The organism is Bradyrhizobium sp. BR 1432 (assembly GCF_051547705.1).
GTDB classification, from domain to species: Bacteria; Pseudomonadota; Alphaproteobacteria; order Rhizobiales; family Xanthobacteraceae; genus Bradyrhizobium; species Bradyrhizobium zhanjiangense.
The window spans coordinates 2,473,381-2,499,198 of the sequence record NZ_JBPUGF010000003.1; the positions used below are offsets into that span (position 1 = coordinate 2,473,381).

Below are 25,818 nucleotides of genomic sequence, written 5' to 3' on the forward strand. Positions count from 1 at the left end.
CGCTGTTTGAATTGCGAAAGGGCGGCCGCGAGGCCGCCCTTTTTCTTTGCGCGAGCTCTCTCCACCGTCATTGCGAGCGCAGCGAAGCAATCCAGAATCCCTCCGCGGAGACAGTCTGGATTGTTTCGCTCCGCTCGCAATGACGTGCCCTGCGGGAGCAGCTCACGCCTTGAAATACGCGATCTGCGTCGTCGTCGCGAGCAGTCGTCCGTTCGGTGACCACAGCTCGCCGTTCTGGTCGCCATAGCTCTTGTGGAAGATCTTCGCGTCGGCCGTCGCCAGCACGCGCGTGATGTCTTCAGCCGCCAGCTCTTCGGCATCGGTGTGGAAATACGTCGTCAGCGACACCGTGCCGAATGGCACCAGCTCGCGCCGCGCATGGAAGATGCGGCCGAAGAAGGCATCCGACATCGACATCAGCGACAGCATGTCGAGCTTGCGCGGCGTGCGGTCGCTGATCCAGATCTTCGAATAGGTGCTGGTGGGCTCGGTTTGCGGCGGGCCGATCCGCATCTCGCCCTCGACGAAGCGGAATTCATACTGGTTGGCCCAGGACGCCGCGATCTTCGGGAATGGCAGCGTCTGTTCGAACGGCTTGGCGTCCGGGCACTTCGCCACCCCGTGCTCCCAGGACGGCCGGCGCTCGGCGAACACGGCGGTGGCGAGCGTTGCGACCTCGCCGCCGCCTTGGCTGAGCTCGACGCTCCAATGCTGGCTGGAGCGGTTGGTCTTCACCAGCCGTACGTCGAGATCGAACGGCCCCTTGGCGATCGGTGCGCAGTAATTGACTGTGAGCGCGAGCGGATCGCCGGCGCGTTCGGGATGATCAATCAGCGCGCGCAAAATGGTCGCGGCGGTGGCGCCGCCGAACGGACCGACAAAGGCCCAGTAATCGTCGCTGGTGTGCCCCTGCCAGCTGGAGTCACCGGCGGTGATGCGGGTGGCGTCGTCGAAAGGATGCGGGAGCTTGGCGTGCATTGTGTTCCTCGGTGTCTCCCCGACGGTCATTGCGAGCGCAGCGAAGCAGTCCAGACCGTCCCCGCGGAAAGAATCTGGATTGCTTCGCTGCGCACGCAATGACGGTGTTTGAAGCTAGGGTGTCCGTATCACTGACGCCAGCTTGGGGATGACGACAATCATATCATCATCCGCCTTGCAAGGTGCAATAACCTCGCAGGTAAGGCCGATTTCACGCTGCGGAAAATCAGCCTGCGACGTCGCGCAGATCTGGCAGCAGCGGCGTGGTCGGATTGACCGGCACGTTCCAGATCTCCTCGGCGTATTCGCGGATGGTGCGGTCGGACGAGAACCACGCCATGCGCGCGACGTTGAGGATGGACGCGCGCGTCCAGGCCGGCGCCACCTGCCAGCGCGCATCGATCGCGCGCTGCGCCTCGTAATAGGAATCGAAATCGGCGCTGACCATGTAATGGTCGAGATAGCGCAGCGCATGCGCGATGGATTCGAAGCGGCCGGGATCGCCGTTCGAGAATTCGCCGGTCCCGATCGCATTGATGGCACGCTGGAGCTTCGGCGAATTACGGATGACGTCGGACGCATCCAGACCCTGCTTGCGCCGGATCATCACGTCGCCGGCCTCCAGGCCGAAGATCGCGATGTTCTCGGCGCCGACATGGTCGCGGATCTCGATATTGGCGCCGTCGAGCGTGCCGATGGTGATGGCGCCGTTCAGCGCCAGCTTCATGTTGCCGGTGCCGGAGGCTTCCATGCCGGCGGTCGAGATCTGCTCGGACAGGTCGGCTGCGGGAATGATCACTTCGGCCAGGCTGACATTGTAGTCGGGCAGGAAGGCGACCTTGAGCTTGCCGCCGATCGCAGGATCATTGTTGACGGCCTCGGCGACGTCGTTGATCAGCTTGATGATCAGCTTGGCGTAGCGGTAGCTCGCCGCGGCCTTGCCCGCGAAAATCTTCACCCGCGGCACCCAATTGCCGTTGGGATCGTCCTTGATCGCCTGGTACAGCGCGACCGTCTCGATGATGTTGAGGAGCTGGCGCTTGTACTCGTGGATGCGCTTGATCTGCACGTCGAACAGTGCGCCAGGATCGACCTTGATGCCGAGCCGCTCGCCGATCAGCCGCGCCAGCGCCGCCTTGTTGGCGTGCTTGACGGCGCGGAATTTCTTCTGGAATTCGACGTCGCTGGCGCGGGCTTCGATCAGGCTGAGCTGGGAGGGATCGTCGAGCACGGCATCGCCGCAGGTCTCGCGCAACAGATCGGTCAGCTTCGGGTTCGCCAGCATCAGCCAGCGGCGGAAGGTGATGCCGTTGGTCTTGTTGGTGATGCGGCCGGGATAGAGATGGTTGAGATCGTGGAACACGGTCTCGCGCATCAGGTCGGAATGCATCGCCGAGACGCCGTTGATGCGGTGCGAGCCGACGAAGGCGAGCTGGCCCATGCGCACGCGGCGGCCGCTCCTCTCGTCGATCAGCGAGACCGAAGCGCGGAAGTCGATGTCCCCGGGGCAGCGCGCCTCCGCCAGCGCCAGATGCTGCACGTTGATGCGGTAGATGATCTCCAGATGCCGCGGCAACAGCTGCTCGAACAGCTCGACCGGCCAGGTCTCGAGCGCTTCGGGCAGCAGCGTGTGATTGGTGTAGGAGAGCGTGGCGACCGTGATCTTCCAGGCCTCGTCCCAGCGGAAATTGTGGAGGTCGACGAGGATGCGCATCAGTTCGGTGACGGCGAGGCTCGGATGGGTATCGTTGAGCTGCACCGCGACCTTGCCGGCGAGGCTGCGGAGCTGGCCGTCAGAGGCGAGATGCCGTTTCACCAGATCCTGGAGCGAGGCGGAGACGAAGAAATATTCCTGGCGCAGCCGCAGCTCGCGGCCCGCCGGGCTCTCGTCGTTCGGATAGAGGAATTTGCAGATCGCTTCCGCGCGCGCCTGCTCGGCACTGGCGCTGACATAGTCGCCCTTGTTGAAGGCATCGAGCCTGAGCGGATCGGGCGAGCGCGCCGACCACAGGCGGAGCGCGTTGACGTGCTGGCCGCGCCAGCCGACGATCGGCGTGTCATAGGCGATCGCCTGCACGGTCTCGCCCGGGTGCCAGATGGCGCGGTCGCGGCCCTTGTCGTCGACATGCTCGACGCCGCCGCCGAAATTGACGTCGTAGATCACCTCTGGCCGCTGCAATTCCCAGGGGTTGCCGAAGCTCAGCCATTCGTCCGGATATTCCTGCTGCCAGCCCTGATTGATGATCTGGCGGAACAGGCCGTAATCGTACCGGATGCCATAGCCGATCGCGGGGATCGACAGCGTCGCCATGCTCTCCATGAAGCAGGCGGCGAGCCGCCCAAGCCGCCATTGCCGAGCGCCGCGTCCGGCTCGCATTTGCGCAGCTCGGGCAGCGACACGCCGAGATCGCCGAGCGCGAGCTCGAAGATCTTCAGGAGCCCCATGTTGTTGAGCGCGTCGGTGAAGAGGCGGCCGATCAGGAATTCGAGCGAGAGATAATAGACGCGCTTGCGCCCGGCGTCGTAGCTGCGCTTCTCGGCTGTGAGCCAGCGATGCACGATGCGGTCGCGCAGCGCGAGCGCGGCGGCCTGGTACCAGTCGTGCCTAGTCGCCATGCCCGCGTCTTTGCCGATCGCAAGGCGCAGCTTCGCCAGGATCGCACCCTTGATCTCAGCCAGCGCGAGCTCGTCGATGGGCTGGCCGGGGGCGGGAAAATTTGGCTGGAACGATTGATCTTGCAAGGCCGTCACTTCCTGGTCGAACGAACACCACTCACCCTACGCGTCATGCCCCTGCACCGGAACCATCACTGGCGCGGTCGTGCACTGCGTTGATGCAAATTTATGCAAGGAACGGGCCGATTTTGGAACCCGGACCAGCACGGAGAAACATGGATTTGCTGCTACAATGGCGGCCAATTCAGCCATCACTGTGGAGGAGACCCATGAGACCTCTGATGAGACTGCTGATCGAAATCGCCACTGCGACCCTGCTCATTGTCTGCATCAGCGTCTCCACCGCCGCCTCCGCCGCCGGAAAAATCGGCCGCAGCGCCGACGGCCTCAGCTGCGCCGTCTCGCTCCCGCAAAACGCAACGCCAGCAGCCCGCTGTGCCGCCATCAAGCGCCAATGCGGCGGCAAGTTTTATGCGAGCGCGTGCGGAGACAGGCTGATGTCGGCGGTGAATTGAGGGGATCGTGCGGCGGAAACAGCGCTCGTTTGGCCGAAGGCTTTCACTGGGTTGTCGTCCCGGCGAAGGCCGGGACCCATAACCACCGTTGTCAAATGAGATGCGATAGGTCGCGCCAATCCGGATTTTCCTGCTCGATCAAGCGAATCTTCCAGTCGCGGCGCCATTCCTTTAGCGCCTTCTCACGTGCGATCGCTTCGGATGGCGAAGTGTAGGTTTCGACGTAGACGAGCCGCGTCACGCCATATTTCGTGACGAACTTCGAACCGCGTCCAGAACGATGCAATGTCAGCCGATTGCTGAGATCGTTGCAAACGCCGATGTACAACGTGCCGTAGCGGCGGCTGACGTAGTACGCGGCTGGCGCATTCATTGGCGGCACCCATGTCCGAAAACGTCTGACAGCGGTGTTTATGGGTCCCGGCCTTCGCCGGGACGACATTGTGGAAGCAACAGAACAAATTAAGAACACTTTAGCAAGTCTTTGATATATCATTGTGATTCGGCATCTCGCCGACACAATATCTAGCGTCCTTCAGACTTCGCGAGGACTACATGTCCACCATTGCCTTCGATCAATTTGCCCTCACCCGGATCGCCGATTTCGCGCGGTCGCTGTCGCGACTGCATCGGGCGGCGCGGCGCCAGAGGATCGATGACGACCAGTTCGACCGCGAGTTCAACGCGGTGTGCCAGTCGATCTGGGGCTACACCATCGACGACATCAGCGACGAGCTGTTTTCGACCGACGACCATCTGTTCCTCGATACGCTGGATGAAGCGCATGCGCGCATCTTCGCCGCCGAGCAGGGTTATGACCTCGTCGATGACCAGGGCATGCTGACCGATTGGTGGGGCTTTTGCTGGATGATCCTGGCCGAGAAGCGCGGCCTCCTGACGCCGGAAAACCGTGCCGCTGCGCGCGCGGCGATCGAGGAGAAATATCTGGCAGCGCCGAACGTGATCGGGGTGATCATCGGACGGTAGACTCGTACCCCGGGCGCAGCGCAGCACGTCAGTGATGCGCTGCTGAACCGGGGCCCAGAAATTGCTGGGTCCCGGCTCAGCGTCGCATCGCTTTCGCGCTGCGCCGCGTCCGGGACACGAGATCAGTCCAATCCCGCCCGCTTCGCCGGCTTCTGCGTCTTCGGCACCGTCACATCGGGCAGTGCCTCGCGCACGATCTCCGCGGCCGGCGCATCCGCCGCCACGGTCTCGGCGCGCACCGGGGCCACCTTCATCTCGCCAAGACGCGCGCGGACCTGCGCGGTGAGGCCGGGATAGGAGGCAACCGGAGTGAAGTCCGCAGCTTGGTCGTTGCCGACACGGATGCCGGTATAGGCAACGAGGCCGTCGGCGGTCGCAATCACGTCGCCGGCCTTCAGCGATGAATCCAGCGCGAGGTCGACCGGGGCGAGGCCCACGGGTTCGCGCCCGTTACAGGTGCAGTCGGCGCGCAGCGCCTTGCGGTAGGCGAACGCGTTCTCACTGTCGGCGTAGCGCTCGCCGGTCTGCGACGCGGCGCCCTCGATCGAGGAGCCGAAATAGACCTTCGTCGCGCTGGCAGGGCAGAACGCCTGACACATCTGCGCCGGCGAGACGAGCCCGCGCATCAGCGGAAAATATTTGCCGTCGCAGCTGCGCACGCAGAAGGCCGGACCGGAGCCGCCGGCCGCCGCCGAACGGGTCGGCGGCGCATATTGCGGGGTTGCGGCATTCTGCTGGCCGGTGAAGGGATCGGTGTAGGAGCTCGCCTGCTGCGGCACCTCGCGCTGCGGGCGCTGCTGCTGCAGGCCACCGAAGAAGAAGTCGAACAGGCCTTCGGCCGAGACCGGAGCCGGGGCCACGAGCAGCGGTGCCGCAAGGATCGCGGCCACAAGCATCGCGCGACGCTGCCGGCGCGCATGGGACGAGATTGTACGCAACGCTCACTCCACGGACGCTACTGAACCTGGCCGAGACCAGCGAGGTCTTGGCACATGATTCACCATAAAGCGGGATGGTAAATGAGCAGTTGAGCGGAGGCGGTTTCAAGTCGGGGCCGTGACCTCTTTGAGGCCGGGCACAGCTTCCGACAGATCGTTGCTTCCGGGCCACGCCCGAATGTAACGGCCAGGGCTGTTTCGCGGCCTCAAGCCTTCAAGAACTCCGACGCCTTGTAGAGGGAGCGGAACGGCAGGCCGGCCGCGCCGAAAGTGTCCGTGGCGCCTTCCTCGCGGTCGACCATGGTCAGCACCAGCACCACATTGGCGCCGGTCTCGCGCACGGATTCTACCGCCTTCATCGCCGAGCCGCCTGTGGTGGTGACATCCTCGACGATCACGACGCGCTTGCCCGCCAAGGTCTCGCCCTTGGGCAAGCCCTCGATCGCGAGCTTGGCGCCGTGCTCCTTCGGTTTCTTGCGCACGAAGAACGCCGCGATCGGATGGCCCTTGATCCAGGAGATCTGCGCCAGCGCGCCGGCGAGCGGCACCGCGCCCATCTCGAGCCCGCCGATGAAATCGAGCTTGTCGTCTTTCAGCGCCTCGTAAGTGAGCTCGGCGAGCAGCGTCGCGCCCTCGGGGTCGAGCATGGTCGGCTTGAGGTTGAAGTAGAAATCGCTCTTGCGGCCCGACGCGAGCGTCACCTCGCCGCGGCCAAAGGAGCGCCGGCGGATGATTTCGAACAGGCGGGCGCGGGAGGCTGATTTCGACACGACGGTCCCTCGAACAGCGTTTTTGAAGGAGGCGGAATTTATCCGCGACCGCCGCGACATTCCAGAGGGGGCGTCTCCCGTCAACAGGGATCGGCCATTCCGCCCCGCCGGTTGTGGGGGTGCAACCTTCTGGAGTAGGTGAGGGCCGAACCTGGGGAAGGGAAGCAAGGCATGACCATCGAACTGCACACCTGGAACACGCCGAACGGCCGCAAGATCTCGGTCGCGCTGGAGGAGATGGGGCTGCCGTACAAGGTGATCCCGGTGAACATCACCAAGGGCGAGCAGATGGCCCCGGAGTTCCTCAAGCTTTCCCCCAATAACAAGATCCCCGCGATCGTCGACCCCGAGGGTCCCGACGGCAAGCCCGTCAGCATCTTCGAATCCGGCGCGATCCTGCTCTATCTCGGCGAAAAGACCGGCAAATTCCTGCCGAGATCGCTTGCCGCGCGCATCCCCGTCTATGAATGGCTGATGTGGCAGATGGGCGGCTTCGGCCCGATGCCCGGCCAGGTGCATCATTTCATCGCGCTCGAGAACGAGCACGACCGCGCTTACGGCCTGAAGCGCTTCATGGCGGAGACGCGCCGGCTCTATGGCGTGCTCGACCGCCGGCTGGAGGGCCGCGACTTCGTCGCCGGCGAGCTCTCGGTTGCCGATTTCGCCATCCTGGGTTGGGCCTGGCGCCATCCGCGCCACAAGGTCGATCTCGCCGACTTCCCCAACGTCAAGCGCTGGTACGAGGCGCTGATGGCGCGGCCCGCGGTGAAGCGGGGGATGGAGGCGAAGCTGGATTGAGGTTGCTCTTTAGCCTCTCCCATAAGGGAAACAGGAGATACCTCGCCCAATAGGCCAGCCGTCCTGCCGCATTATCCTGCCGATTCTTTTGTTGCCTAAGCAACTAATTTGTGCGAACCGTTTCCCAGACAAGGACGACGGCGGAGGAACCGCCGCGTCCGATCTCGGAGGAAACAATGCGCGGCCGGACTGGCGCCGTCGGCAAATGCTGGCGCACGTCTAGACATGAGGGGAGCGGACAGCCGGCGCGCGGCCTGTCAGGGCTCGGTGCCGCCGGTCACCGCGCCGAGATTTTCGTGCAGCCGGCGGAGCAGGTCGATCAGCACCTCGCGCTCGTCCTTGCTGAGGCAGGACAACAGGCGCCGCTCGCGTTCGAGCGCGGCGACGATGACCTTGTCGTGGGTGGCGCGGCCCTTCGCCGTGAGCGAGATCGAATGGGTGCGGCCATCGTTCGGGTCGGTGCGGATCGACACCAGCCCGCGCTTTTCGAGCCCGGCGAGCGTCCGGCTCACCGGCCCCTTGTCGAAGCCGATGACGTGGCAGATGCGCGAGGCTGGAATACCGGGCTCGATCGCCAGCAGCGACATGATCCGCCATTCCGTGACGTTGACGCCGAACTGGCGCTGATAGAACGCGGTCGCGCTGTTCGAGAGCTTGTTGGCGATGAAGGTGACGAACGCCGGGACGTAACGATCGAGATCGAGCGTCGGTCCCGCATCATTGGGCGCAGGCTTTTGGCGGACTCTGGTCGAAGACGGCGGCATATCGGGGTTCTGACTCGCGGCGGGCCGAGAGACCTAAGGGCATGCGCCGCCCTTTCACAAGATCAAAATGAGGGAGGTCTCCCATGACCGCATCCGGCTCCCAGGTATCACCGGGATCTGCGGCGGTGCCGCATCTCGACGTCGATCCCTTCGCGACGAATTTTTTCGCCGATCCCTATCCCACGCATGAATTGCTGCGGGAGGCAGGTCCGGTCGTCTATCTAGACAAATGGAGTGTGTACGGCGTGGCGCGCTATGCCGAGGTCCATGCCGTGCTGAACGATCCTGCGACCTTCTGCTCCAGCCGTGGCGTCGGCCTCAGTGATTTCAAGAAGGAGACGCCGTGGCGGCCGCCGAGCCTGATCCTGGAGGCCGATCCGCCCGCGCACACCCGGACCCGGGCCGTGCTGTCAAAAGTGCTGTCGCCGACCGTGATGAAGCAGGTGCGCGACCGCTTCGCCGCGGCGGCCGAGGCGCGGGTCGATGCGCTGCTGGAGAAGCGCAGCTTCGATGCGATCGCGGATCTTGCCGAGGCCTATCCGCTCTCGATCTTTCCGGATGCGCTCGGGCTGAAGCCGGAAGGACGCGAGCATCTGATCCCCTATGCGAGCGTGGTGTTCAATGCCTTCGGCCCGCCCAACCAGTTGCGCCAGGAGGCGATTCAACGCTCGGCGCCGCATCAGGCCTATGTCGCCGAGCAGTGCCAGCGCGAAAATCTGTCGCCCGGCGGATTCGGCGCATGCATCCATGCCCGCGTCGACGACGGCGAGATCACCGCGACCGAAGCGCCACTCTTGGTGCGTTCGCTGCTGTCGGCCGGCCTCGACACTACCGTCAACGGCATCGGCGCCGCGGTCTATTGCCTCGCGCGCTTCCCGGATCAATGGCAGCGCCTGCGCGAGGATCTCACGCTCGCGCGCGGCGCTTTCGAGGAGGCCGTGCGCTTCGAAAGCCCGGTGCAGACCTTCTTCCGCACCACGACGCGGGAGGTCGAGCTCTCCGGCGCGAAGATCGGCGAGGGTGAGAAAGTGCTGATGTTCCTCGCCGCCGCCAACCGCGATCCGCGGCGTTGGGACAAGCCCGACAGCTACGACATCACCCGCCGTACTTCCGGCCATGTCGGCTTTGGCTCCGGCATCCACATGTGCGTCGGTCAGCTCGTCGCCCGCCTCGAAGGCGAGGTGATGCTGACGGCGCTGGCCCGACGCATCGCGAAGATCGAGATCACGGGCGAACCAAAACGCCGCTTCAACAACACGCTGCGCGGGCTCGATAGCCTGCCTGTCACCATCACCCCGGCCTGACGAGGAGTTTTATGCCCGCCATCACCTTCATTCATCCGGACGGCAAGTCTGACCGCGTCGAGACCGGCGATGGCGAGAGCGCCATGCAGGCCGCGACCCGCCACGGCCTCGACGGCATTCTGGCCGAATGCGGCGGCAACGCCATGTGTGCGACCTGTCACGTCTATGTCGACGAGAGCTGGCTCGCGCGCCTGCCAGCAATCGCCGCCGACGAGGATGCGCTGCTCGACGGCACCGCGAGCGCGCGGCTGCCGAACAGCCGGCTGTCCTGCCAGATCCATGTCACGCCCGCGCTTGACGGGCTCATCGTGAAGCTGCCGGAGCGGCAGGTCTGAAATCTGAACCGCGCCGGCAACGATCGGCGTGGCACCAAATCCAACAGGGGAGGGAAACGATGAAGCATCTGAAGTGGGCACTCGCACTGGCTGCGAGCCTGGTGGCCGGCGCGGCAAGCGCCGAGATATCCGACAATGTCGTGCGCGTCGGCGTGCTCAACGACATCTCCGGCATCTTCCAGGACACCAACGGCATGGGCTCGGTCGAGGCCGCGCGCATGGCGGCGGAAGACTTCAACGGCGGCGGCAAAGGCATCAAGGTCGAGATCGTCTATGCCGATCATCAGAACAAGGCCGATGTCGGCAGCGCCATCGCGCGCAAATGGCTCGATGTCGAAGGCGTCGACGCCATTGTCGACGTGCCCAACTCGGCCGTCGGCCTCTCCATCAACACGCTCTTGCGCGACAGCCGCATGACGTTCCTGGCGTCCTCGACCGCAAGCTCCGATCTCACCGGCAAGGCCTGCTCGCCCAACACTATCCAGTGGGTCAACGACACCTGGGCGACCGGTAACACCACGGCAGCGGCGATGGTGTCGCGCGGCGGCAAGGAGTGGTATTTCCTCACGGTCGATTTCGCGCTGGGCAAGGGCATCGAGTCGGAAGCGCAGAAATACATCGATGCGCATGGCGGCAAGGTGATCGGCTCATCCAAGCATCCGCTCGGCACCTCCGATTTTGCGTCCTTCCTGTTGCAGGCGCAAAGCTCGAAAGCGCAGGTGATCGGCCTTGCTAATGCCGGTGGCGACACCATCAACGCTGTGAAGCAGGCCGCCGAGTTCGGCATCCAGCAGAGCGGCCAGAAGCTGGTCGCCTTCCTGCTCTTCATCAACGACGTTCACGGCATGGGCATCAAGGTCGCGCAAGGGCTCCAGCTCATGGAAGCTTTTTACTGGGACATGAACGATGACACCCGCGCGTTTGCAAAACGCTTCGCCGCGCGTCCGGGCATGAACGGCAAGATGCCGAGCGGCAACCAGGCCGGCGTTTATGCCTCCACGCTCGCTTATCTCAATGCGGTCGCAGCGACCGGCAGCGACAATGCGAAGAACGTCGTGCCCGAGATGAAGAAGTTCAGGGGCAAGGACAAGCTGTTCGGCGATACCATCATCCGCCAGGACGGCCGCGTGGTGCACCCGATGTACCTGTTCGAGGTGAAGAAGCCGGAGGAGTCGAAATATCCCTACGACTATTACAAGCTGGTCTCGACCATCCCAGCGGACCAGGCGTTCCGCCCGTTGGCGGAGGGCGGCTGCGAGCTGGTGAAGTAAATTGTTGCGGCGAGCGCGGTCTCCTTCGCCTCTCCCCGCGTGCGGGGAGAGGCCGACGCGCGCAGCGCGGCGGGTGAGGGGAGCCTCCGCGAGCCAGGTGCCTCTGGGAACGACGATCTTTCAGCACGTCATTGCGAGCGGAGCGAAGCAATCCAGAGTCTTCCCGCGGAGGGATGCTGGATTGCTTCGCTGCGCTCGCAATGACGATGGGGGAACATCGAAGGATTCGACTCTCACCGTCCCCGCGGAGACTCCCCCTCACCCCGACCCTCTCCCCGCAAGCGGGGAGAGGGAGAAGATCACCCAACGACCTTGCTACTTCCCTGCGTGATCAGCCGCGCCGCCCGCTGGTCGCGGGAGTAGATCCAGAGCCAGCTGAGCGCGACGCTGAGGCGGTGGCGGAGGCCGATCAGGAAGTAGATGTGGGCGATGCCCCAGATCCACCACGCGATGGTGCCGCGCAGCTTGATGCGACCGAAATCGATCACCGCGAGCCGCTTGCCGATCTGCGCGAGGCTGCCGGCGTGCTTGTAGCGGAAGGCGCCCTTCGTCTCGCCACGCAGCCGCGCTCTGATGGTCTCAGCGACATGGCGGCCTTGCTGCTTGGCCGCGGGCGCGATGCCGGGCACCGGCTTGCCCTCCCAGGCGTTGATGTTGACGGTGTCGCCGATCGCAAAGATCTCGGGATGGCCCGGAATCGTCAGGTCGCCCTCGACCTGCACGCGGCCGGCGCGATCGCTTGGTGCGCCCAGCCATTCGGCAGCGGGCGAAGCGCGCACGCCGGCGGCCCAGATCCTGGTCTTGGCGTTGAGCCGCGTGCCGCCGAACACCACGCCGTCGCGGTCGATCTCGGTCACGGGTTGCCCCAGCACCACCTCGACGCCGATTTTCTCCAGCGAGGCCTGCGCGTAAGCCGAGAGGTCGTCGGCAAAGCCCGCGAGCACGCGCGGGCCGGCCTCGATCAGCACGACGCGCGCCTTCGTCGTGTCGATGTTGCGGAAATCGCCGGGCAGAGTGTGGTGCGCCATCTCGGCGATGGTGCCGGCGAGCTCGACGCCGGTCGGGCCGGCGCCGACGATGACGAAGGTCAGCCGCGCCGCGCGCCTCTCCGGATCCGTCTCACGCTCGGCGCGCTCGAATGCCACCAGGATGTGCCGGCGCAGCGTGGTGGCGTCCTCCAGCGTCTTCAGGCCGGGCGCGAACTGCTCCCATTCGTCATGGCCGAAATAGGCGTGCCGTGCGCCGGTGGCGAGCACGAGGGTGTCGTAAGGCACCTCGCTGCCGTCGTCGATCAGCACGCAGCGCCTGTCGGTATCGACGCCGCTCACCGTCGCAAACAGCGTCGTCACCTCGCGCCGGCCCCGCATGAGATGACGGACTGGCCAGGCGATCTCGCTGGTCGCGAGCGAAGCGGTCGCGACCTGGTAGAGCAGCGGCTGGAACAGATGATGGTTGCGGCGGTCGATCAGCGTGATCTCGACCGGCGCGCCCGCGAGCCGGTAGGTCGTCTCCAGCCCGCCAAAGCCGGCTCCGACGATGACGACGCGGTGCGGTGTCGTGGTCATGATGTGCCCCTCGAATCTCGCTGCTCTACCTTCTCATTTAAGTGCGGATTGGCCGTCGCGGTCCAATAGCCGTCATCAATCGTCGCATAGGCCTGGTGTATCGATCCGCCGCGAAAAAGTGCCGCAGCCTTGACCATGCCTTGGCCGAAGTGAGTAGAATTATATTTCTTGCCATCCCCAATTCGGGCGAAATATGGTGCAGGGACGGGCGCTGAGCCGTTGGCGGCTCGACAGATTTTGCGTTCAATAAAGACTGACCCGGGCCGGCGATCACCCCGTTTCCGGGATCGATAATCAAGGAGGGGAGTGGTTATGAGGACGGCATTCTGGCTGGCGGGCGCAGCGGCGCTGGTGCTGGCAAATCCGGCATTCGCCGGCGACACCATCAAGATCGGCTTCGTCTCGACCTTCAGCGGCCCGACCGCCGTAATCGGCAATGACATGCGCAATTCCTTCGAGCTCGCGCTCGACCATCTCGGCCGCAAGATGGGCGGCAAGCCGGTCGAGGTGATCTACGAGGACGACGGGCAGAAGCCGGATGTCGGCAAGCAGAAGACCGAGAAGCTGGTGCAATCCGACAAGGTCGATTTCATCGTCGGCTACATCTGGTCGAACGTGCTGCTGGCCTCGCTCAAGACCGCGGTGGACTCACAGACCTTCCTGATCTCGGCCAATGCCGGTCCCTCGCAGCTCGCGGGCGAGCTGTGCTCGCCTTACGTGTTCTCGACCTCCTGGCAGAACGACCAGACCCCGCAGGCGGTCGGCACCTATATGAACCAGAAGGGCGTCAAGTCGGTGTTCCTGATCGGCCCGAACTACGCCGCCGGCAAGGACATGCTGGCCGGCGTGAAGAGCACCTTCAAGGGTCAGGTCGTGGGTGAGGAATACACGGTGTGGCCGAGCCAGCTCGACTTCTCCGCCGAGCTCACCAAGGCCAAGAACTCCAAGGCCGAATCGATCTTCGTGTTCTATCCGGGCGCGGCCGGCGTCCAGTTCCTCAATCAATACGCCCAGGCCGGCATCAAAGCGCAGATTCCGCTCTACACCGCCTTCACGATCGACGAATTGTCGCTGCCGCTGCAGAAGGACAACGCGCTCGGCGTGCCCGGCGCTCAGCAATGGGTCAACGATCTGCCCAACGACGAGAACAAGAAATTCGTCGCCGACTACCGCAAGAAGTATACCGGCCTGCGCCCGACCTTCTACGGCGCGCAGTCCTATGATGCCGCGAACCTGATCAACAGCGCGGTCGTCGCCGTGAAGGGCGACACCTCGAAGAAGGACGCGATGAAGGCCGAAATGGAGAAGGTGAACTTCAAATCGGTGCGCGGCCCGTTCAAATACGGCAACAACCACATCCCGATCCAGAACTTCTACCTGCAGGACGTGGTCAAGGACGCCGACGGCCAGCTCGCACTGAAGACCGTCGCCACCATCGTCGAGCACGACCAGGATCGTTTCCACGACAAGTGCAAGATGAAGTGAGCTGATCTGTTTCCTCTCCCCATCCCCGCTGCTTCTTTCCCTCTCCCCGCTTGCGGGGAGAGGGTAGGGTGAGGGGAGCCTCCGCGGGGACGGAGACAGTCGAATTCCCCGATGCTCCCCACACTGTCATTGCGAGCCAACGGTTCCGCGCGAAGCGCGGCCCGATGACAGGCTCCGCGAAGCAATCCAGAATCCCTCCGCGGAAAATCTCTGGATTGCTTCGCTGCGCTTGCAATGACGTGTTGGAAGAGCGCTGCCCCCGATTGTCAGGTGACTCGCGGAGAGTGCCCCTCACCCGCCGCGCTACGCGCGTCGGCTTCTCCCCGCAGGCGGGGAGAGGCGAAGACACCTACGCTCTTGGCACGCTCGCGGGGCGCACTTCGCGGGCCTGCGCTGCGAGCCTGATGCCGGCATTGGCCGCGCCAAAGCCCGGATAGTTCCGCCGCTCGACGATCTCGAAGAAGAAGCGCTCGTCGAAGATGTGGGTGTAGACCTGGAAGAATTCGCCGTCACCCTCACGGTCGTAGAGGATGTGGTTGGCGCGCAGTTGCGCCATCAGCTCGGGCGCGAGGTCGTACTTGGCTTCGATGTCGTCGTAGTAATTATCCGGAATGTCCAGGAAATCCGCGCCGCGCTTGCGCATCTCCGCGACCGTCGCAAAAATGTCCCGGCATGCGAACGCGACGTGCTGCACGCCGGAGCCGAAGAACTCCGAGATGAAGCGCGATGGCAGCGTGCGGTTGGCGGAGGAACCGTTGAGGACGAAGCGCAGGCTCTGGTCTGCGTTGATGATGGCCTGGCTCTGCACCAGGCCTCTGGGGTCGGCGATCTCCATCTGCGGCAGCCGCGTCAGGTCGAGAATGCCGGTGTAGAACAGCAGCCAGGACAGCATCTCGTCATAGGGCATCGATTGCGCGATGTGATCGACCGCCAAAAGTGCATCGGCGCTCGTCTCGCTCGCGACCGGTTCGAAATCGGTGTCCCAGTTCTTGCCGGCCTGATCCAGGAAATAGAGCAGGCTGCCTCCGACGCCGTGGATCGCCGGGATCTCCAGCTCGCCCGGTCCGACCGGCTGATAGAAGGTGCGCGCCTTCAGCGCTTCGGCGCGCTGCATGGCAAGGCCCGCATTGTCGACGTTGAGCGCGATCGCACAGACGCCGGGACCGTGGGTGACGTAATGCGAATGCGCGAAGCCGTCGGTCTCGCAATTGATCACGAGCTCGACCTTGCCCTGCGACCAGCGCTCCACCGCCTTGCTGCGGTGCTTGCCGGTCTTGCGGAAACCGAGCTGCGCGAACAGGCGGGCAAGCTCGCCCGCCTTGGTCTCGTTGACGGCGAATTCGACGAAGCCGGTACCGTAGCTCCTGGCCTTCGGCGCCAGCGGCTCGTGGACGAGCTTTGGCCAGTCCGCTGCGAGCTGGTCCTCGAGCAGGATCAGCGAGCGCAGTCCGTCGATCGCGGTCTGCGCCGCCGACCCGGCGCGGAACTGGTCGTTGAAGATCTCCAGCGACAGCGGCCCGGCATAGCCGGTCGCAGCGACCGCCGCCATGAACTCGCCGACCGGCAGGTCGCCCTGGCCGGGGAAGGAGCGGAAGTGCCGGCTCCAGGAGAGGATATCGAGCTCGAGCCTTGGCGCGTCCGCAAGCTGCACCAGAAAAATCTTGTCACCGGGGATCGAGGCCATCGCGCGCGTCGGAAATCCCGGAGCCAGCGCATGAAAACTGTCGAGGATGATGCCGATCGCGGCATGATCGGCGCGGCGCACGATCTCCCAGGCATCGCGATAGTCGTTGACATGGCGTCCCCAGGCCAGCGCCTCGTAGCCGACGCGCAAGCCACGCTTCGCCGCACGCTCGCCGAGCTCGCGAAAATCGTCGGCGGCGCGGTCGATGCCGCCGAGCGAGGCGGGCGAAATGTTGGAGCAGATCAGCAAGAGATCGGTGCCGAGCTCCTGCATCAGGTCGAACTTGCGCTCCGCGCGGGCAAAGTTGCGCGAACGCTGCGGCTCGGGCATGCCCTCGAAATCGCGGAACGGTTGGAACGCGCAGATCTCGAGATTGAGATCCTTGCAGAGGCGCGCGACCTCGCGCGGGCTGGCGCCGAACGACAGTAGATCGTTCTCGAAGATCTCGACCGCGTCGAACCCGGCGGCTGCGATGGCGCGGAGCTTCTCGTCCAGTGCGCCGGAGAGGGAAACCGTTGCGATCGAGCGCTTGTTCATGCTGCCTGCTCCATGATCCGGCCCGGCGATACCGTGCGTCCCGTGCGCGCGGCTTCGCTTACGGCTTCCACCACCGCGAGCGTGCCCATCGCATCTTCGACCGAGATCAGCGGCTGCTCGCGGCCCGCGATCACGGCTTGGAAATGCCGCAGCTGCTCGGCGAGCGGATCGTAAGCGGAGAGTGCGACGGGCTTGCGAACCAGGGGCGCGTGCCAGCCGGGATTTTCTGAATACGACCACAGCTCCATGGTCGGCACCGACAGCGAGCCGTTGGTGCCGGCGAAGACGTAACAGGGCTGGTCCTGCTTGGGATAGACGACGTTCTCTCCCGAAGTCAGCTCCCAGCTCCAGGGTGCCGGCGTTGCATCGGAGACCGTCACCGTTCCGAGCGCACCATTGGCAAAGCGCAGCAGCAGCGCGGCGGTATCCTCGACGGCAAAGCCGCGCACCTTGTTCGAGGTCAGCGCCTGCACTTCGGCGATCTCGCCGCAGACGAAGCGGAGATTGTCGATGTCGTGGATCAGGTTGATCAGCAGCGGCCCGCCGCCCTGTTCGCGCCGCCAGGCGACCTCGAAGTAATCGTCGGGTTTCTTCAGCAGCCACAGCCCGGCCACGGCGGTGAGCTGGCCGAGCTTGCCGGTCGCGACAGCCTCGCGTGCGGCCTTGATGATCGGATTGTGGCGGCGGTGATGACCGACCAGCATCGGCACGCCGCTGCACTTGACCGCCTCACGGAGGCGACGTGCCGCTGCGACGCTGTCGGTCACCGGCTTTTCGATCAGCGCCGGCACGCCCGCCGCGGCGCAGTCGAGCGCCATGGGCAGATGCAGCGTGTTCGGCGAGGCGATGATCAGCCCGTCCGGCTTCTCCTGCTCCAGCAATGCGCGATGATCGGCATAGCAGGGCGTGTTGCGCGCCCGCGCAAAATCGCCAGCGGCCGGCGAAGGATCGGCAATGCCGGCCAGCACGCAATCCGGCGATGCCTCGATCAGCTCGATATGGCGGCGGCCGATCAGGCCCGCGCCGGCAACGGCGATGCGCATCTTGGCGCTCATGCCGCGCTCTCCTCCATGGCACCGCCCAGGAAGAGCTGGCCGATGCGGGGATCGTTCAAAATGCGCTTGGCGTCGTCGACCATGCGGGTCTGGCCGAGCTCGAGCACGATGCCGATGTCGGAAATCTCCAGCGCCGAGCGTGCGTTCTGCTCGATCATCAGGATCGTGACGCCGCGGTCGCGCAAGCTCTTGAGGATGTCGAAGGTCTGTTGCACCATCAGCGGCGACAGGCCGATCGAGGGCTCGTCGATCAGCACCAGCTTCGGTTCGAGCAGCAGCGAGCGGGCGATCTCGAGCTGCTTCTGCTCGCCGCCGGACAGCGTGGAGGCCTGCTGCGTCGATTTCCGCCGCAGTGCCGGGAACAGGTCGAGTGCTGCCTCGATCCGCCTCTGCAGGTCGAGGCCCTTCCCGGCCGCGACGCCGCCGAGCTCGATATTGTGGCGCACGGACAGCTCGGGAAAGATGTTGCGGCCCTGCGGCACGTAGCAGATGCCGGCATTGAGCAGCGCACGCTGGCTCAAGTTCGTGACGTCGCTGCCAGCAAAGCTGATCTTGCCCTCGCGCAGCTTGAGCAGGCCGAAGATGGCCTTGAACACGGTCGACTTGCCGGCGCCGTTCGGGCCGATGATCGTCGTGATCGTGGCTTGAGGTACGGCGAAGGTCGTGCCGTTCAAAATCGTCATCTTGCCGTAGCCGCCGACGAGATTGTGAACCGAGAGGATCGGGTCGCTCATGGTCACCTCCTCAATGTCCGAGATAGGCTTCGATCACGGCGGGGTTTTTCCGCACCTCGTCCGGCCGTCCCATCGCCAGCACCTTGCCTTCTGCCATCACCATGACGCGCGAGCACAGCGACATCACGAATTCCATATTGTGCTCGATCACGACGAAGGTGGCGTTCTTCTCGCGGTTGATCGCGACCAGGCGGTCCTTGAGGTCCGCCAGCATCGACGGGTTGACGCCGCCGGCGGGCTCGTCGAGCAGCACGAGGCGCGGGCCGCCCATGAAGGCCATGGCGGCATCGAGCAGCTTCTGCTGGCCGTAGGAGAGACCACCGGCCGGCTCGTCGGCGAGATGGTCGAGCTTGAAAAAGCCGATCATCTGGTTGGCGCTATCAGTCAGCCCGGCATCGGAGCGGCCGACCAGGCGCGAGGCCATGTTGCCCTGGTGTTCCTGGCCGGCGAGGATCAGGTTCTCGCGCACCGAGAGCTTTGGGAAGACCTGCAGGAGCTGGAAGGTGCGGCTGACCCCAAGCTTGTTGAGCTCGGCGGGCCGCAGGCCCGTGACGAGCTTGCCGTCGAGCTTGACCTCGCCGCCTGATGGCGTGAGCTGGCCGAGGATGCAATTGAACAGGGTCGACTTGCCGCAGCCATTCGGCCCGATCAGGCCGAGGATCTCGCCCTCGCGCACGTCGAACGAGACGCCGTCGACGGCGCTGATGCCGCCAAAGTTCTTCTTGATATTGGTAACCTCGAGGACCGCGCTCATTGCACCGTCTCCAGGCGCGATTTGGCGACGGCGCGCAGCGCGGACGCTGCCTTGGTCCGCCGTGCCGCCATGGCGCGATCGAGGATCCCCAAAATGCCGGTCGGCGACCAGATCAGCAGCAGCATGACGGCGATTGCGTAGAGCATGAGATAATAGCCCTCCGTGAAGCGCAGCCATTCCGGCAGCAGCACCGCGATCATGGCGCCGAGGAAGGGGCCGAAATAGAAGCCGGCGCCGCCGACGATCACCATCATCAACAGATCAAGTGAGAGCGACAGGTCGAACGGCACGGGATCGATATATTGCGTCAGCGGCGCGTAGAGCGCGCCGGCGACGCCGCCAAGCGCCGAGCCGATCGCAAACGCCATCAGCGTGTAGCGGCGGGTGTCGACGCCGAGCGATTGCGCGCGCAGCGGGTTTTCGCGCAGCGCCATGAAGGCGCGGCCCCAGGGCGAGCGGATCAGCCACCACACTGCGAGCGACACGATCGCGAGCGAGCCGAGGCAGACATAGTAGAACGGCAGCGGCTTGTTGGTCGCTAGCCCGAAGACGTGCGGCCGCGGGATGTTGGAGATGCCGTAGATGCCGCCGGTGAGCCAGCTCTCGTTGCGGAACACCAGGAAGGCGAGGGTGGAGAAGGCGAGCGTGACGAAGGCGAGGTAGTGGTGCTGCACGCGCAACGCGGGATAGCCGAGCACCCAGCCGACCGCGAAGCTTAAGGTAATCGCGACCAGTATTGCCGCCGGCAGCGGCCAGCCATGGGTGGCCATGATCGCCGCCGCGTAGGCGCCGATGCCGACGAAGGCGCCCTGGGCGAGCGAGACCTGGCCGGCATAGCCGAGCGTGAGGTTGAGCCCCATCGCGGCGATGCTCATCACCGCCCATTGGCTCAGGATGAACAGGCCGTAGCGGTTGAAGTTCATGGGAACGATGATCAGCGCAGCGATGACAGCAAGGCCGAGCGCGATCTTCAGGGGTTTGGCGAAGCCGCTCATACGGTGCGCTCCTCGGCGCGGCCGAGCAAGCCCTGCGGCCGGAACAGGATGACGGCGATCAGGAAAATCATCGGAACGGCGGCGCGGTACTGCGTCGAGACATAGGCGGCCGCGAGATTGTCGAGCACGCCGATCAAAAGACCGCCGGCGATCGCGCCGCGCACCTGGTTGAAGCCGCCGACGATCGCGGCGATGAAGGCGGCCTGGCCCAGCACCTCGCCAGAGGAGAATTTGGCGAGATAGATCGGTGTGATCAACAGCGAGGCCAGCGCCACCAGGAAGGCGTTGATCAGGAAGGTCAGCAGGATCATGCGCTCGACCGGCACGCCGATGATGCGCGCCACCGTCGGGTTTTGGGCAGCCGCCTGCATCTGGTGGCCGAGTGAGGTGCGGTTGAGCAGCGTGGTCAGGCCGACCACGGCAAGGATCGCGACGGCGAGGACGCCGATGCTTTGTAGCGATACCGCATGGCCGAGAACGGAGATATCGCCGGTCGGCACGATCGACGGAAAGGGCGAGGCCTCGGCGCTGAAGAACTGCTTGACGGATTCCTTGATGCCGATGGCCAGCGCCATGGTCGCGATCGCCAGCGGCAGCACGCCATGGCGCATCATCGGATCGACCAGCAGCATCTTGAAGGCGAGGCCGAGCAGGATCATCGATAAGAGGATGCCGAGGATGATCGCGAGCCAGAACGGCGCGCCGGCATGCATCGCCGCCAGCATCAGGAATGCCGGCAGCATCACGAACTCTCCTTGCGCGAAATTGATGGTCTGCGAGGTCTGCCACAGCAGCGTGAAGCCGACCGCGACCAGCGCATAGATCGCGCCGGTGGCAAGTCCCGCGACCAGAAGATCGAACAGATTGGACATGGGTTCTCTTTGATCGTTAGAGCCCGAGGGAACTGGATCGACGCGAGTTCAGGTCTATCACTCCCTCTCCCCGTCCTTACGGGGAGAGGGTGGGGGTGAGGGCGCTTTCCGCGCGTCCAATCTTCACCGTTGGCGCAGAAGCACCCCTCACCCCAACCCTCTCCCCGCGAAGAGCGGGGCGAGGGAGAAGAAGAACTCCCCGCTTGCGGGGAGAAGTGAAGGACCGCGTCCCTCACTTCACTTTCGGCAGCACCTGCTTCACCACCTGCTTGCCTTCGACCACCTCGACCAGGAAGCTCTGGCGGTCGATGTCGCCGGTGTCGCTGAAGGTGACGTCCATCAGGATGCCCGGCTCGTCCGCGGCCTTGATGGTCAGGCCGTGCAGCGTGTCGGCAAACTTCTTCGGGTCGACCTTGCCCATCTTCTCGGTGGTGGCCTTCACCATGTAGACGGCGAGATAGCCCTTCAGGCCGTTGTGGTCGGGTACGTAATTGTACTTCTTGGAAAACTTCTCGCGGAACGCCTTGATGAGGTCGACCGGCGCGTCGGTGGTGAGGCCGACATGGCCGCGCGCGCCATTGGCGGCATCGCCGGCGAGTTCGATCACCTTCTGGCCGATCAGTGTGGTCTCGCCCATCAGCGGCGCGGTGACACCCTGGCGCTTCAGTTCTTTCAGGATGCGCGCGCTCTCTTCTTCGTTCAGGTAGACGAACACGGCATCGGGATTGGCAGCCTTGATCTTGCCGACGTCGGCGGCGAAATCGGCCTGGCCCGCTTCGGTCGAGAGGTCGGCGACCACCTTGGAGCCGAGCCGATCGAGCTCTTTCACGATGACGTCGCGGCCGCCGCGGCCGAAATCATTATTGACCCAGACCACCGCGACCGACTTCGCCTTCATCTCGTCGTGGATGTATTTGGCGACCTTCGGCATCGAGGATTGCTGGCCGAACGAGGTGCGGAACAGGAACTTGTTGCCTGCTTGCGTCAGCTCGGCGGCCTCGCCGCCCATGATCTGCGCGATGCCGGCTTCGGCGGCGAGCGGCGCGGTGACCTTGACCGAACCGGAATAGCCGGGCCCCAGCAGCACATAGGGCTCGGCGTCGAGCGCCTTCTGCACCTGGGCGCGCGCGACGCCCGGGTTGGATTGCGAGTCGGCGTGGGTGACCTCCAGCTTGCGGCCGAGCACGCCGCCCTTGGCGTTGATCTCCTCGATCGCGAGATCGATGCCGTTCTTCCAGTTGGTGCCGACGGTCGCGCCGCCGCCCGAGAGCTCGGCGACATCGGCGAGCTTGATCGCCTGGGCAAAGGCGCTCGTTGCCGTCATGGCGGTGAGCAGCGCGCCCACCAGTAGCGTTGATTTCATCGTCCTCTCCTCCCGTTTCAAATCTTGCAAGCGGCCTTGTCCCCGGCCGCTTCGTCTCAAGCTGCCCGATAGGCGGCGCTGCGCGCGGCCATCACGGTATCAAAAGCCTCTCCCATGATCTCGGTCGATGGGGCAAGGCCCGTGAACAGTTCGAAGGCGTCGGCGGCCTGGAAGATCGCGAGCTCGCGGCCGGTCATGATCCGAGCGCCTTCTCTCGCGCTGCGGCAAGCAGCGGCGTGATCAGCGGCGAATAGACGGCATCGGCGACCCACAGGTCTGCCCTGAGCAGCGCCGCCGGCACTGGCGTGTCGCGGTTCGGCAGCATGCCGACCGGCGTGCCGTTGACGAGGCCGGTTGCGCCATCGAGCGCATCCTCGACGCTTCCGGCCATCTTCGCGCCGCCCTGCCTGGCAAGCAGCGAGGCGAGTTTCTCGGCGCGCGCAGGTTCGCTGTCAAAAATGCGGATGTCGGTCACGTCCAGGCTCGCCAGCGCAAACGCGATCGCCTTGCCGACACCGCCGGCGCCGATCACGGCAACGGCGTTGGCGGACGGGGCCAGCAGCGGGGCCACCGCGCGCGCAAAGCCCGTGGTGTCGGTGTTGTGGCCGGTCAGCCGGCCGTCCCTGACGACGACGGTGTTGACCGCACCCATGGCGGCAGCGCCTGGCGCCAGCGCGTTCGAGCAGCGGGACCACGGCTTCCTTGTAAGGGTAAGTGACGTTGACGCCGGCAAAGCCGAGCCGTCGCACGCCTTCGAGCATCAAACTGAGCCCGGCCGCATCGGCGCCGGCCACTTCGATGAGCTGGTAGTGGCCGCGCAGGCCAAGCGCCTCGGCGGCGCGCTCATGCATGGCGGGGGACGCGGAATGCGCGATCGGCGCGCCGATCAGGCCGGTGAGAAGCTTCTTGCTGGCGGCGTATCCGCGCTTCGACATGGTTCGCTAACATCTCGTTGGGAGCGTCCGGTCCCGGCCATTAGCGGGGAAATCCGCGCAATTCCAGCTGCGACGATAGTCTTTCCCCTGCCTAACACAATTACCCTTTTATCCGGCAAACCTAACATAATGTTATTTCTTCCGCCCGCGTGCCGAGCCGGCCTTGCTGTTGCCGCGGGACGGCTCGACCGCGCGCATCTCGGCGCGCAGGGCCTCGATGAAGTACTCGGCATGGAGCGACAACGGCGCGCCGCGCTTCACGGCGATGTAGGTGTCGAACCGCGTCGGCTCGGTGATCTTCAAGAGCTCGATTCCGGGATAACCACCATGGGCCACCGTGAACTGGTCGATGATGGCGATGCCGAGCCCGGCCTTCACCAGCGCGCAGACCGTGGTGCCGAAGCGCGCGCGGATGGTGATGTTGTAGTCGAGCCGGTTGCGCGCGAAGATCTCGGCCATGATCCGCCCGTAGGGATCGTTGGGATCGATCCCGATCAGCGGATAGCGGGTGATCTCGGCGGCGGAGACCTGCTTGCGGCCGGCGAGCTCGTGACCCGGCGGCACGATGCAATAGAGCTCGCCCGAGGCGAGCGGCATGAAGTCGAGCCCGGAATGCTCCAGCCGGTAGCTCATCGCCACGCACTCGCCGCGGCCGAGCATCAGATAGTCGATGGCTTCCTCGAGCTTGAGGATGTTGATGTCGATGCCGAGATCGGGATAGCGGCGACGCACGCGCTCGATCGCGCGCGGCACCATCACCTGCGAGATGCTCGGCACCGAGCCGATGCGCAGCTCCGACAATCCACCGCGGCCGATCTTGGAGATGATCTCGGAGAGGTCGTCGACCTTCTTGTAGACGCCGTTGATCTGCTCGAAGATGTTCTCGGCTTCCGGCGTCGGGAAGTAGCGCCCGTTTTGGCGCTGGAAGAAGCGGATGCCGAGCGAGCGCTCGGTGTATTTGACGAGGCGGCTGATCCCCGGCGCCGAGACGTTGAGCAGCTTCGCCGCGCCGCCGATGGTGCCCGTCACCATCACGGCACGGATCACTTCAACCTGGCGCAGCGTCATCATGTCCTGGGCATCCGAAGCATGATCGTGGTGGCGGGGGGCCTTCCCTCTCCCCTTGTGGGAGAGGGTGGCTCGCCGCGAAGCGGCGAGACGGGTGAGGGGTTCTCTCCGCCTTGCGAGCTCTCGCATTTGAACGCGCGGAGACAACCCCTCATCCGGCGCTTCGCGCCACCTTCTCCCACAAGGGGAGAAGGGAAGGCAATGGTCAAACTGTTTCGACGAAAATCGGCACGTTCAAGGGCGTCGCTCGCGCTGGGCGTGTCGTTTGCTGCGGCTGCGTTGGCTAGCTCGCCGGGCCCTCGGGTAGGAGGCTGTCCGCCAGCTCCGCGCGCTCGCTTTGCAGCACCTCGCGCGCGAACTCGATGATCTTCTGTTTGTTTGCCGTTTGGCGGACGGCGAAAAACACGCGGTTCAATTCCAGGCCGAGCACGCTGTTGAGGGCGATGTCCTCGTCTTGCATCGTGGTTTTCCCGCTACGGACGCGTTCAGGTGTATCTTGACCTCACTTCTTCCACAAGTAGATTAAATCTTCGGTGCGGACGGAACACCGGCAAACTACGGGAGCAGCGAATTGAGGCAGCCCCCAAATACGTGCTATACGGCAGGGCGAGAGTCAGGAAATGCACTGATGTCCGCCGTAGACTATGGCCGGGAGGCGCTCGACTTCATCGAAGGCCTGGGAGCCTATACCAAGGTTCCGGACGCCATGGATGCGCTTGCTACCGCGTTCGGCCGATACGGTTTCGAACATATCATCGTAACGGGCTTGCCGAATCCCGATCAGCGCTTTTCCCAGATGGTGCTCGCCAAGAAGTGGCCGGCGGAGTGGTTCGACCTCTACATCCAAAAGAGCTACGACCGTGTCGACCCCGTGATCCGCAAATGCCGGCAGACGGTGAACCCTTTCGAGTGGTCTGAGGCGCCGTACGATCCGGAGCTGGAGCCGGGTGCGGTGGAGGTGATGCGGCGCGCCGCCGATTTCCGCATGTCGCGCGGCTTCGTCGTGCCGATCCACGGCTTGACCGGCTACGAGGCCGGCGTCTCGCTCGGTGGCGTCCACCTCGACCTCAATGCGCGCAGCAAGCCGGCGCTGCACCTGATCGGGATGTACGGCTTCGATCACATTCGCCGTCTGCTCGATCCGGCGCCGCATCCGTCGATGCGCCTGACCCCGCGCGAGCGCGAGGTGCTTGCCTGGGCGTCGCAAGGCAAGTCCGCCTGGGAGATCGGCGAGATCCTGCACATCACGCAACGCACGGCGGAAGAGCATCTTGCAACTGCCGCGCGCAAGCTCGGTGCCGTCAACCGGACGCATGCGGTCGCGATCGCGATCCGCCACAGAATCATCAATCCCTGAAATCCTCGCCTACTGGGAAATTTCCCAATAGTCGACTTTGCCTTTTTCGCTGAGGCTCCCCCTCATTTCGAGCCATGG

The 25,818-nt window shown here is 64.5% G+C and carries 23 protein-coding genes and 2 pseudogenes; 8 read left to right on the forward strand and 17 right to left on the reverse strand.

Annotation, left to right across the window (positions count from 1 at the left end):
- Positions 1 to 162 precede the first annotated feature (162 nt).
- On the reverse strand, positions 163 to 978 hold the full coding sequence (locus tag ACSKB8_RS11795) for an acyl-CoA thioesterase (RefSeq protein ID WP_438104231.1): 816 nt from the start codon (positions 976 to 978) through the stop codon (positions 163 to 165).
- Between the two features lie 226 nt (positions 979 to 1,204).
- Positions 1,205 to 3,720, reverse strand: a pseudogene (locus ACSKB8_RS11800) (glycogen/starch/alpha-glucan phosphorylase).
- 203 nt (positions 3,721 to 3,923) lie between these two features.
- On the opposite strand from ACSKB8_RS11800, the gene ACSKB8_RS11805 reads away from it, so the two are divergent.
- Positions 3,924 to 4,169: a hypothetical protein gene (locus tag ACSKB8_RS11805; RefSeq protein WP_128955863.1), complete on the forward strand. Its 246-nt coding sequence runs from the start codon at positions 3,924 to 3,926 to the stop codon at positions 4,167 to 4,169.
- 91 nt (positions 4,170 to 4,260) lie between these two features.
- Here the strand turns inward: ACSKB8_RS11805 and ACSKB8_RS11810 are convergent, their stop codons facing one another.
- Positions 4,261 to 4,542, reverse strand: a complete 282-nt coding sequence (locus ACSKB8_RS11810) for a GIY-YIG nuclease family protein (RefSeq protein WP_438104233.1) — start codon at positions 4,540 to 4,542, stop codon at positions 4,261 to 4,263.
- Between the two features lie 182 nt (positions 4,543 to 4,724).
- Here ACSKB8_RS11810 and ACSKB8_RS11815 point away from each other — a divergent pair, with 182 nt between their 5' ends.
- On the forward strand, positions 4,725 to 5,156 hold the full coding sequence (locus tag ACSKB8_RS11815) for a hypothetical protein (RefSeq protein ID WP_438104234.1): 432 nt from the start codon (positions 4,725 to 4,727) through the stop codon (positions 5,154 to 5,156).
- Positions 5,157 to 5,278: 122 nt separating this feature from the next.
- Here the strand turns inward: ACSKB8_RS11815 and ACSKB8_RS11820 are convergent, their stop codons facing one another.
- A complete protein-coding gene (locus ACSKB8_RS11820) occupies positions 5,279 to 6,052 on the reverse strand; it encodes a DUF2865 domain-containing protein (protein WP_370991139.1) in 774 nt (257 codons plus the stop codon).
- Between the two features lie 248 nt (positions 6,053 to 6,300).
- On the reverse strand, positions 6,301 to 6,864 hold the full coding sequence (pyrE, locus tag ACSKB8_RS11825; protein ID WP_091885388.1) for an orotate phosphoribosyltransferase: 564 nt from the start codon (positions 6,862 to 6,864) through the stop codon (positions 6,301 to 6,303).
- Positions 6,865 to 7,035: 171 nt separating this feature from the next.
- Between pyrE and ACSKB8_RS11830 the strand changes: the two genes are divergently transcribed.
- Entirely contained in the window at positions 7,036 to 7,662 is a 627-nt protein-coding gene (locus tag ACSKB8_RS11830; protein WP_438104235.1) for a glutathione S-transferase family protein, read from the forward strand.
- A gap of 257 nt (positions 7,663 to 7,919) precedes the next feature.
- On the opposite strand, the gene ACSKB8_RS11835 is transcribed toward ACSKB8_RS11830, so the two are convergent.
- Positions 7,920 to 8,426, reverse strand: coding sequence for a MarR family winged helix-turn-helix transcriptional regulator (locus tag ACSKB8_RS11835; RefSeq protein WP_128936925.1), 507 nt, complete (start codon positions 8,424 to 8,426; stop codon positions 7,920 to 7,922).
- An 83-nt stretch (positions 8,427 to 8,509) separates the two neighbouring features.
- Here ACSKB8_RS11835 and ACSKB8_RS11840 point away from each other — a divergent pair, with 83 nt between their 5' ends.
- From ACSKB8_RS11840 to ACSKB8_RS11850, 3 genes are read left to right on the forward strand one after another with little or no spacing between them, the layout of a single operon-like run.
- A complete protein-coding gene (locus ACSKB8_RS11840; protein ID WP_438104237.1) occupies positions 8,510 to 9,730 on the forward strand; it encodes a cytochrome P450 in 1,221 nt (406 codons plus the stop codon).
- Between the two features lie 11 nt (positions 9,731 to 9,741).
- The gene (locus ACSKB8_RS11845; protein WP_438104239.1) at positions 9,742 to 10,065 is read left to right on the forward strand and encodes a 2Fe-2S iron-sulfur cluster-binding protein; all 324 of its coding nucleotides are present in this window, start codon (positions 9,742 to 9,744) and stop codon (positions 10,063 to 10,065) included.
- A gap of 59 nt (positions 10,066 to 10,124) precedes the next feature.
- Entirely contained in the window at positions 10,125 to 11,336 is a 1,212-nt protein-coding gene (locus ACSKB8_RS11850) for an ABC transporter substrate-binding protein (protein ID WP_438104241.1), read from the forward strand.
- Positions 11,337 to 11,635: 299 nt separating this feature from the next.
- On the opposite strand, the gene ACSKB8_RS11855 is transcribed toward ACSKB8_RS11850, so the two are convergent.
- The gene (locus ACSKB8_RS11855) at positions 11,636 to 12,901 is read right to left on the reverse strand and encodes an NAD(P)/FAD-dependent oxidoreductase (protein WP_438104243.1); all 1,266 of its coding nucleotides are present in this window, start codon (positions 12,899 to 12,901) and stop codon (positions 11,636 to 11,638) included.
- A 312-nt stretch (positions 12,902 to 13,213) separates the two neighbouring features.
- Between ACSKB8_RS11855 and ACSKB8_RS11860 the strand changes: the two genes are divergently transcribed.
- Positions 13,214 to 14,386: an ABC transporter substrate-binding protein gene (locus ACSKB8_RS11860; protein WP_128936920.1), complete on the forward strand. Its 1,173-nt coding sequence runs from the start codon at positions 13,214 to 13,216 to the stop codon at positions 14,384 to 14,386.
- A gap of 349 nt (positions 14,387 to 14,735) precedes the next feature.
- Here ACSKB8_RS11860 and ACSKB8_RS11865 read toward each other — a convergent pair whose 3' ends face one another.
- The 10 genes and pseudogenes from ACSKB8_RS11865 to ACSKB8_RS11910 form a co-directional block, all read right to left on the reverse strand.
- Complete coding sequence (locus ACSKB8_RS11865) at positions 14,736 to 16,607, reverse strand: bifunctional sugar phosphate isomerase/epimerase/4-hydroxyphenylpyruvate dioxygenase family protein (RefSeq protein ID WP_438104245.1); 1,872 nt, start codon at positions 16,605 to 16,607, stop codon at positions 14,736 to 14,738.
- Positions 16,604 to 17,662, reverse strand: coding sequence for a Gfo/Idh/MocA family protein (locus ACSKB8_RS11870; RefSeq protein WP_438104246.1), 1,059 nt, complete (start codon positions 17,660 to 17,662; stop codon positions 16,604 to 16,606). The genes ACSKB8_RS11865 and ACSKB8_RS11870 overlap by 4 nt, the downstream gene beginning before the upstream one ends.
- Positions 17,659 to 18,396 (reverse strand): ABC transporter ATP-binding protein, encoded by a 738-nt coding sequence (locus tag ACSKB8_RS11875; RefSeq protein WP_438104247.1) that lies wholly within the window; start codon positions 18,394 to 18,396, stop codon positions 17,659 to 17,661. Before ACSKB8_RS11875 ends, ACSKB8_RS11870 begins: the two co-directional genes overlap by 4 nt.
- Before the next feature lie 10 nt (positions 18,397 to 18,406).
- The gene (locus ACSKB8_RS11880; protein ID WP_091884839.1) at positions 18,407 to 19,150 is read right to left on the reverse strand and encodes an ABC transporter ATP-binding protein; all 744 of its coding nucleotides are present in this window, start codon (positions 19,148 to 19,150) and stop codon (positions 18,407 to 18,409) included.
- A complete protein-coding gene (locus ACSKB8_RS11885) occupies positions 19,147 to 20,145 on the reverse strand; it encodes a branched-chain amino acid ABC transporter permease (RefSeq protein WP_438104249.1) in 999 nt (332 codons plus the stop codon). The genes ACSKB8_RS11880 and ACSKB8_RS11885 overlap by 4 nt, the downstream gene beginning before the upstream one ends.
- Positions 20,142 to 21,017 carry a branched-chain amino acid ABC transporter permease gene (locus tag ACSKB8_RS11890; protein WP_438104251.1) on the reverse strand — a complete coding sequence of 292 codons (876 nt, stop codon included), beginning with the start codon at positions 21,015 to 21,017 and terminating at the stop codon, positions 20,142 to 20,144. Before ACSKB8_RS11890 ends, ACSKB8_RS11885 begins: the two co-directional genes overlap by 4 nt.
- A 232-nt stretch (positions 21,018 to 21,249) precedes the next feature.
- On the reverse strand, positions 21,250 to 22,380 hold the full coding sequence (locus ACSKB8_RS11895; protein WP_128936913.1) for an ABC transporter substrate-binding protein: 1,131 nt from the start codon (positions 22,378 to 22,380) through the stop codon (positions 21,250 to 21,252).
- Between the two features lie 56 nt (positions 22,381 to 22,436).
- Positions 22,437 to 23,315, reverse strand: a pseudogene (locus ACSKB8_RS11900) (shikimate dehydrogenase).
- A gap of 132 nt (positions 23,316 to 23,447) precedes the next feature.
- Positions 23,448 to 24,386, reverse strand: a complete 939-nt coding sequence (locus ACSKB8_RS11905) for a LysR family transcriptional regulator (RefSeq protein ID WP_438104253.1) — start codon at positions 24,384 to 24,386, stop codon at positions 23,448 to 23,450.
- 280 nt (positions 24,387 to 24,666) lie between these two features.
- Positions 24,667 to 24,843, reverse strand: coding sequence for a hypothetical protein (locus ACSKB8_RS11910; protein ID WP_091884862.1), 177 nt, complete (start codon positions 24,841 to 24,843; stop codon positions 24,667 to 24,669).
- 168 nt (positions 24,844 to 25,011) lie between these two features.
- Here ACSKB8_RS11910 and ACSKB8_RS11915 point away from each other — a divergent pair, with 168 nt between their 5' ends.
- A complete protein-coding gene (locus ACSKB8_RS11915) occupies positions 25,012 to 25,740 on the forward strand; it encodes a helix-turn-helix transcriptional regulator (protein WP_128940226.1) in 729 nt (242 codons plus the stop codon).
- The last annotated feature ends 78 nt before the right edge of the window (positions 25,741 to 25,818 follow it).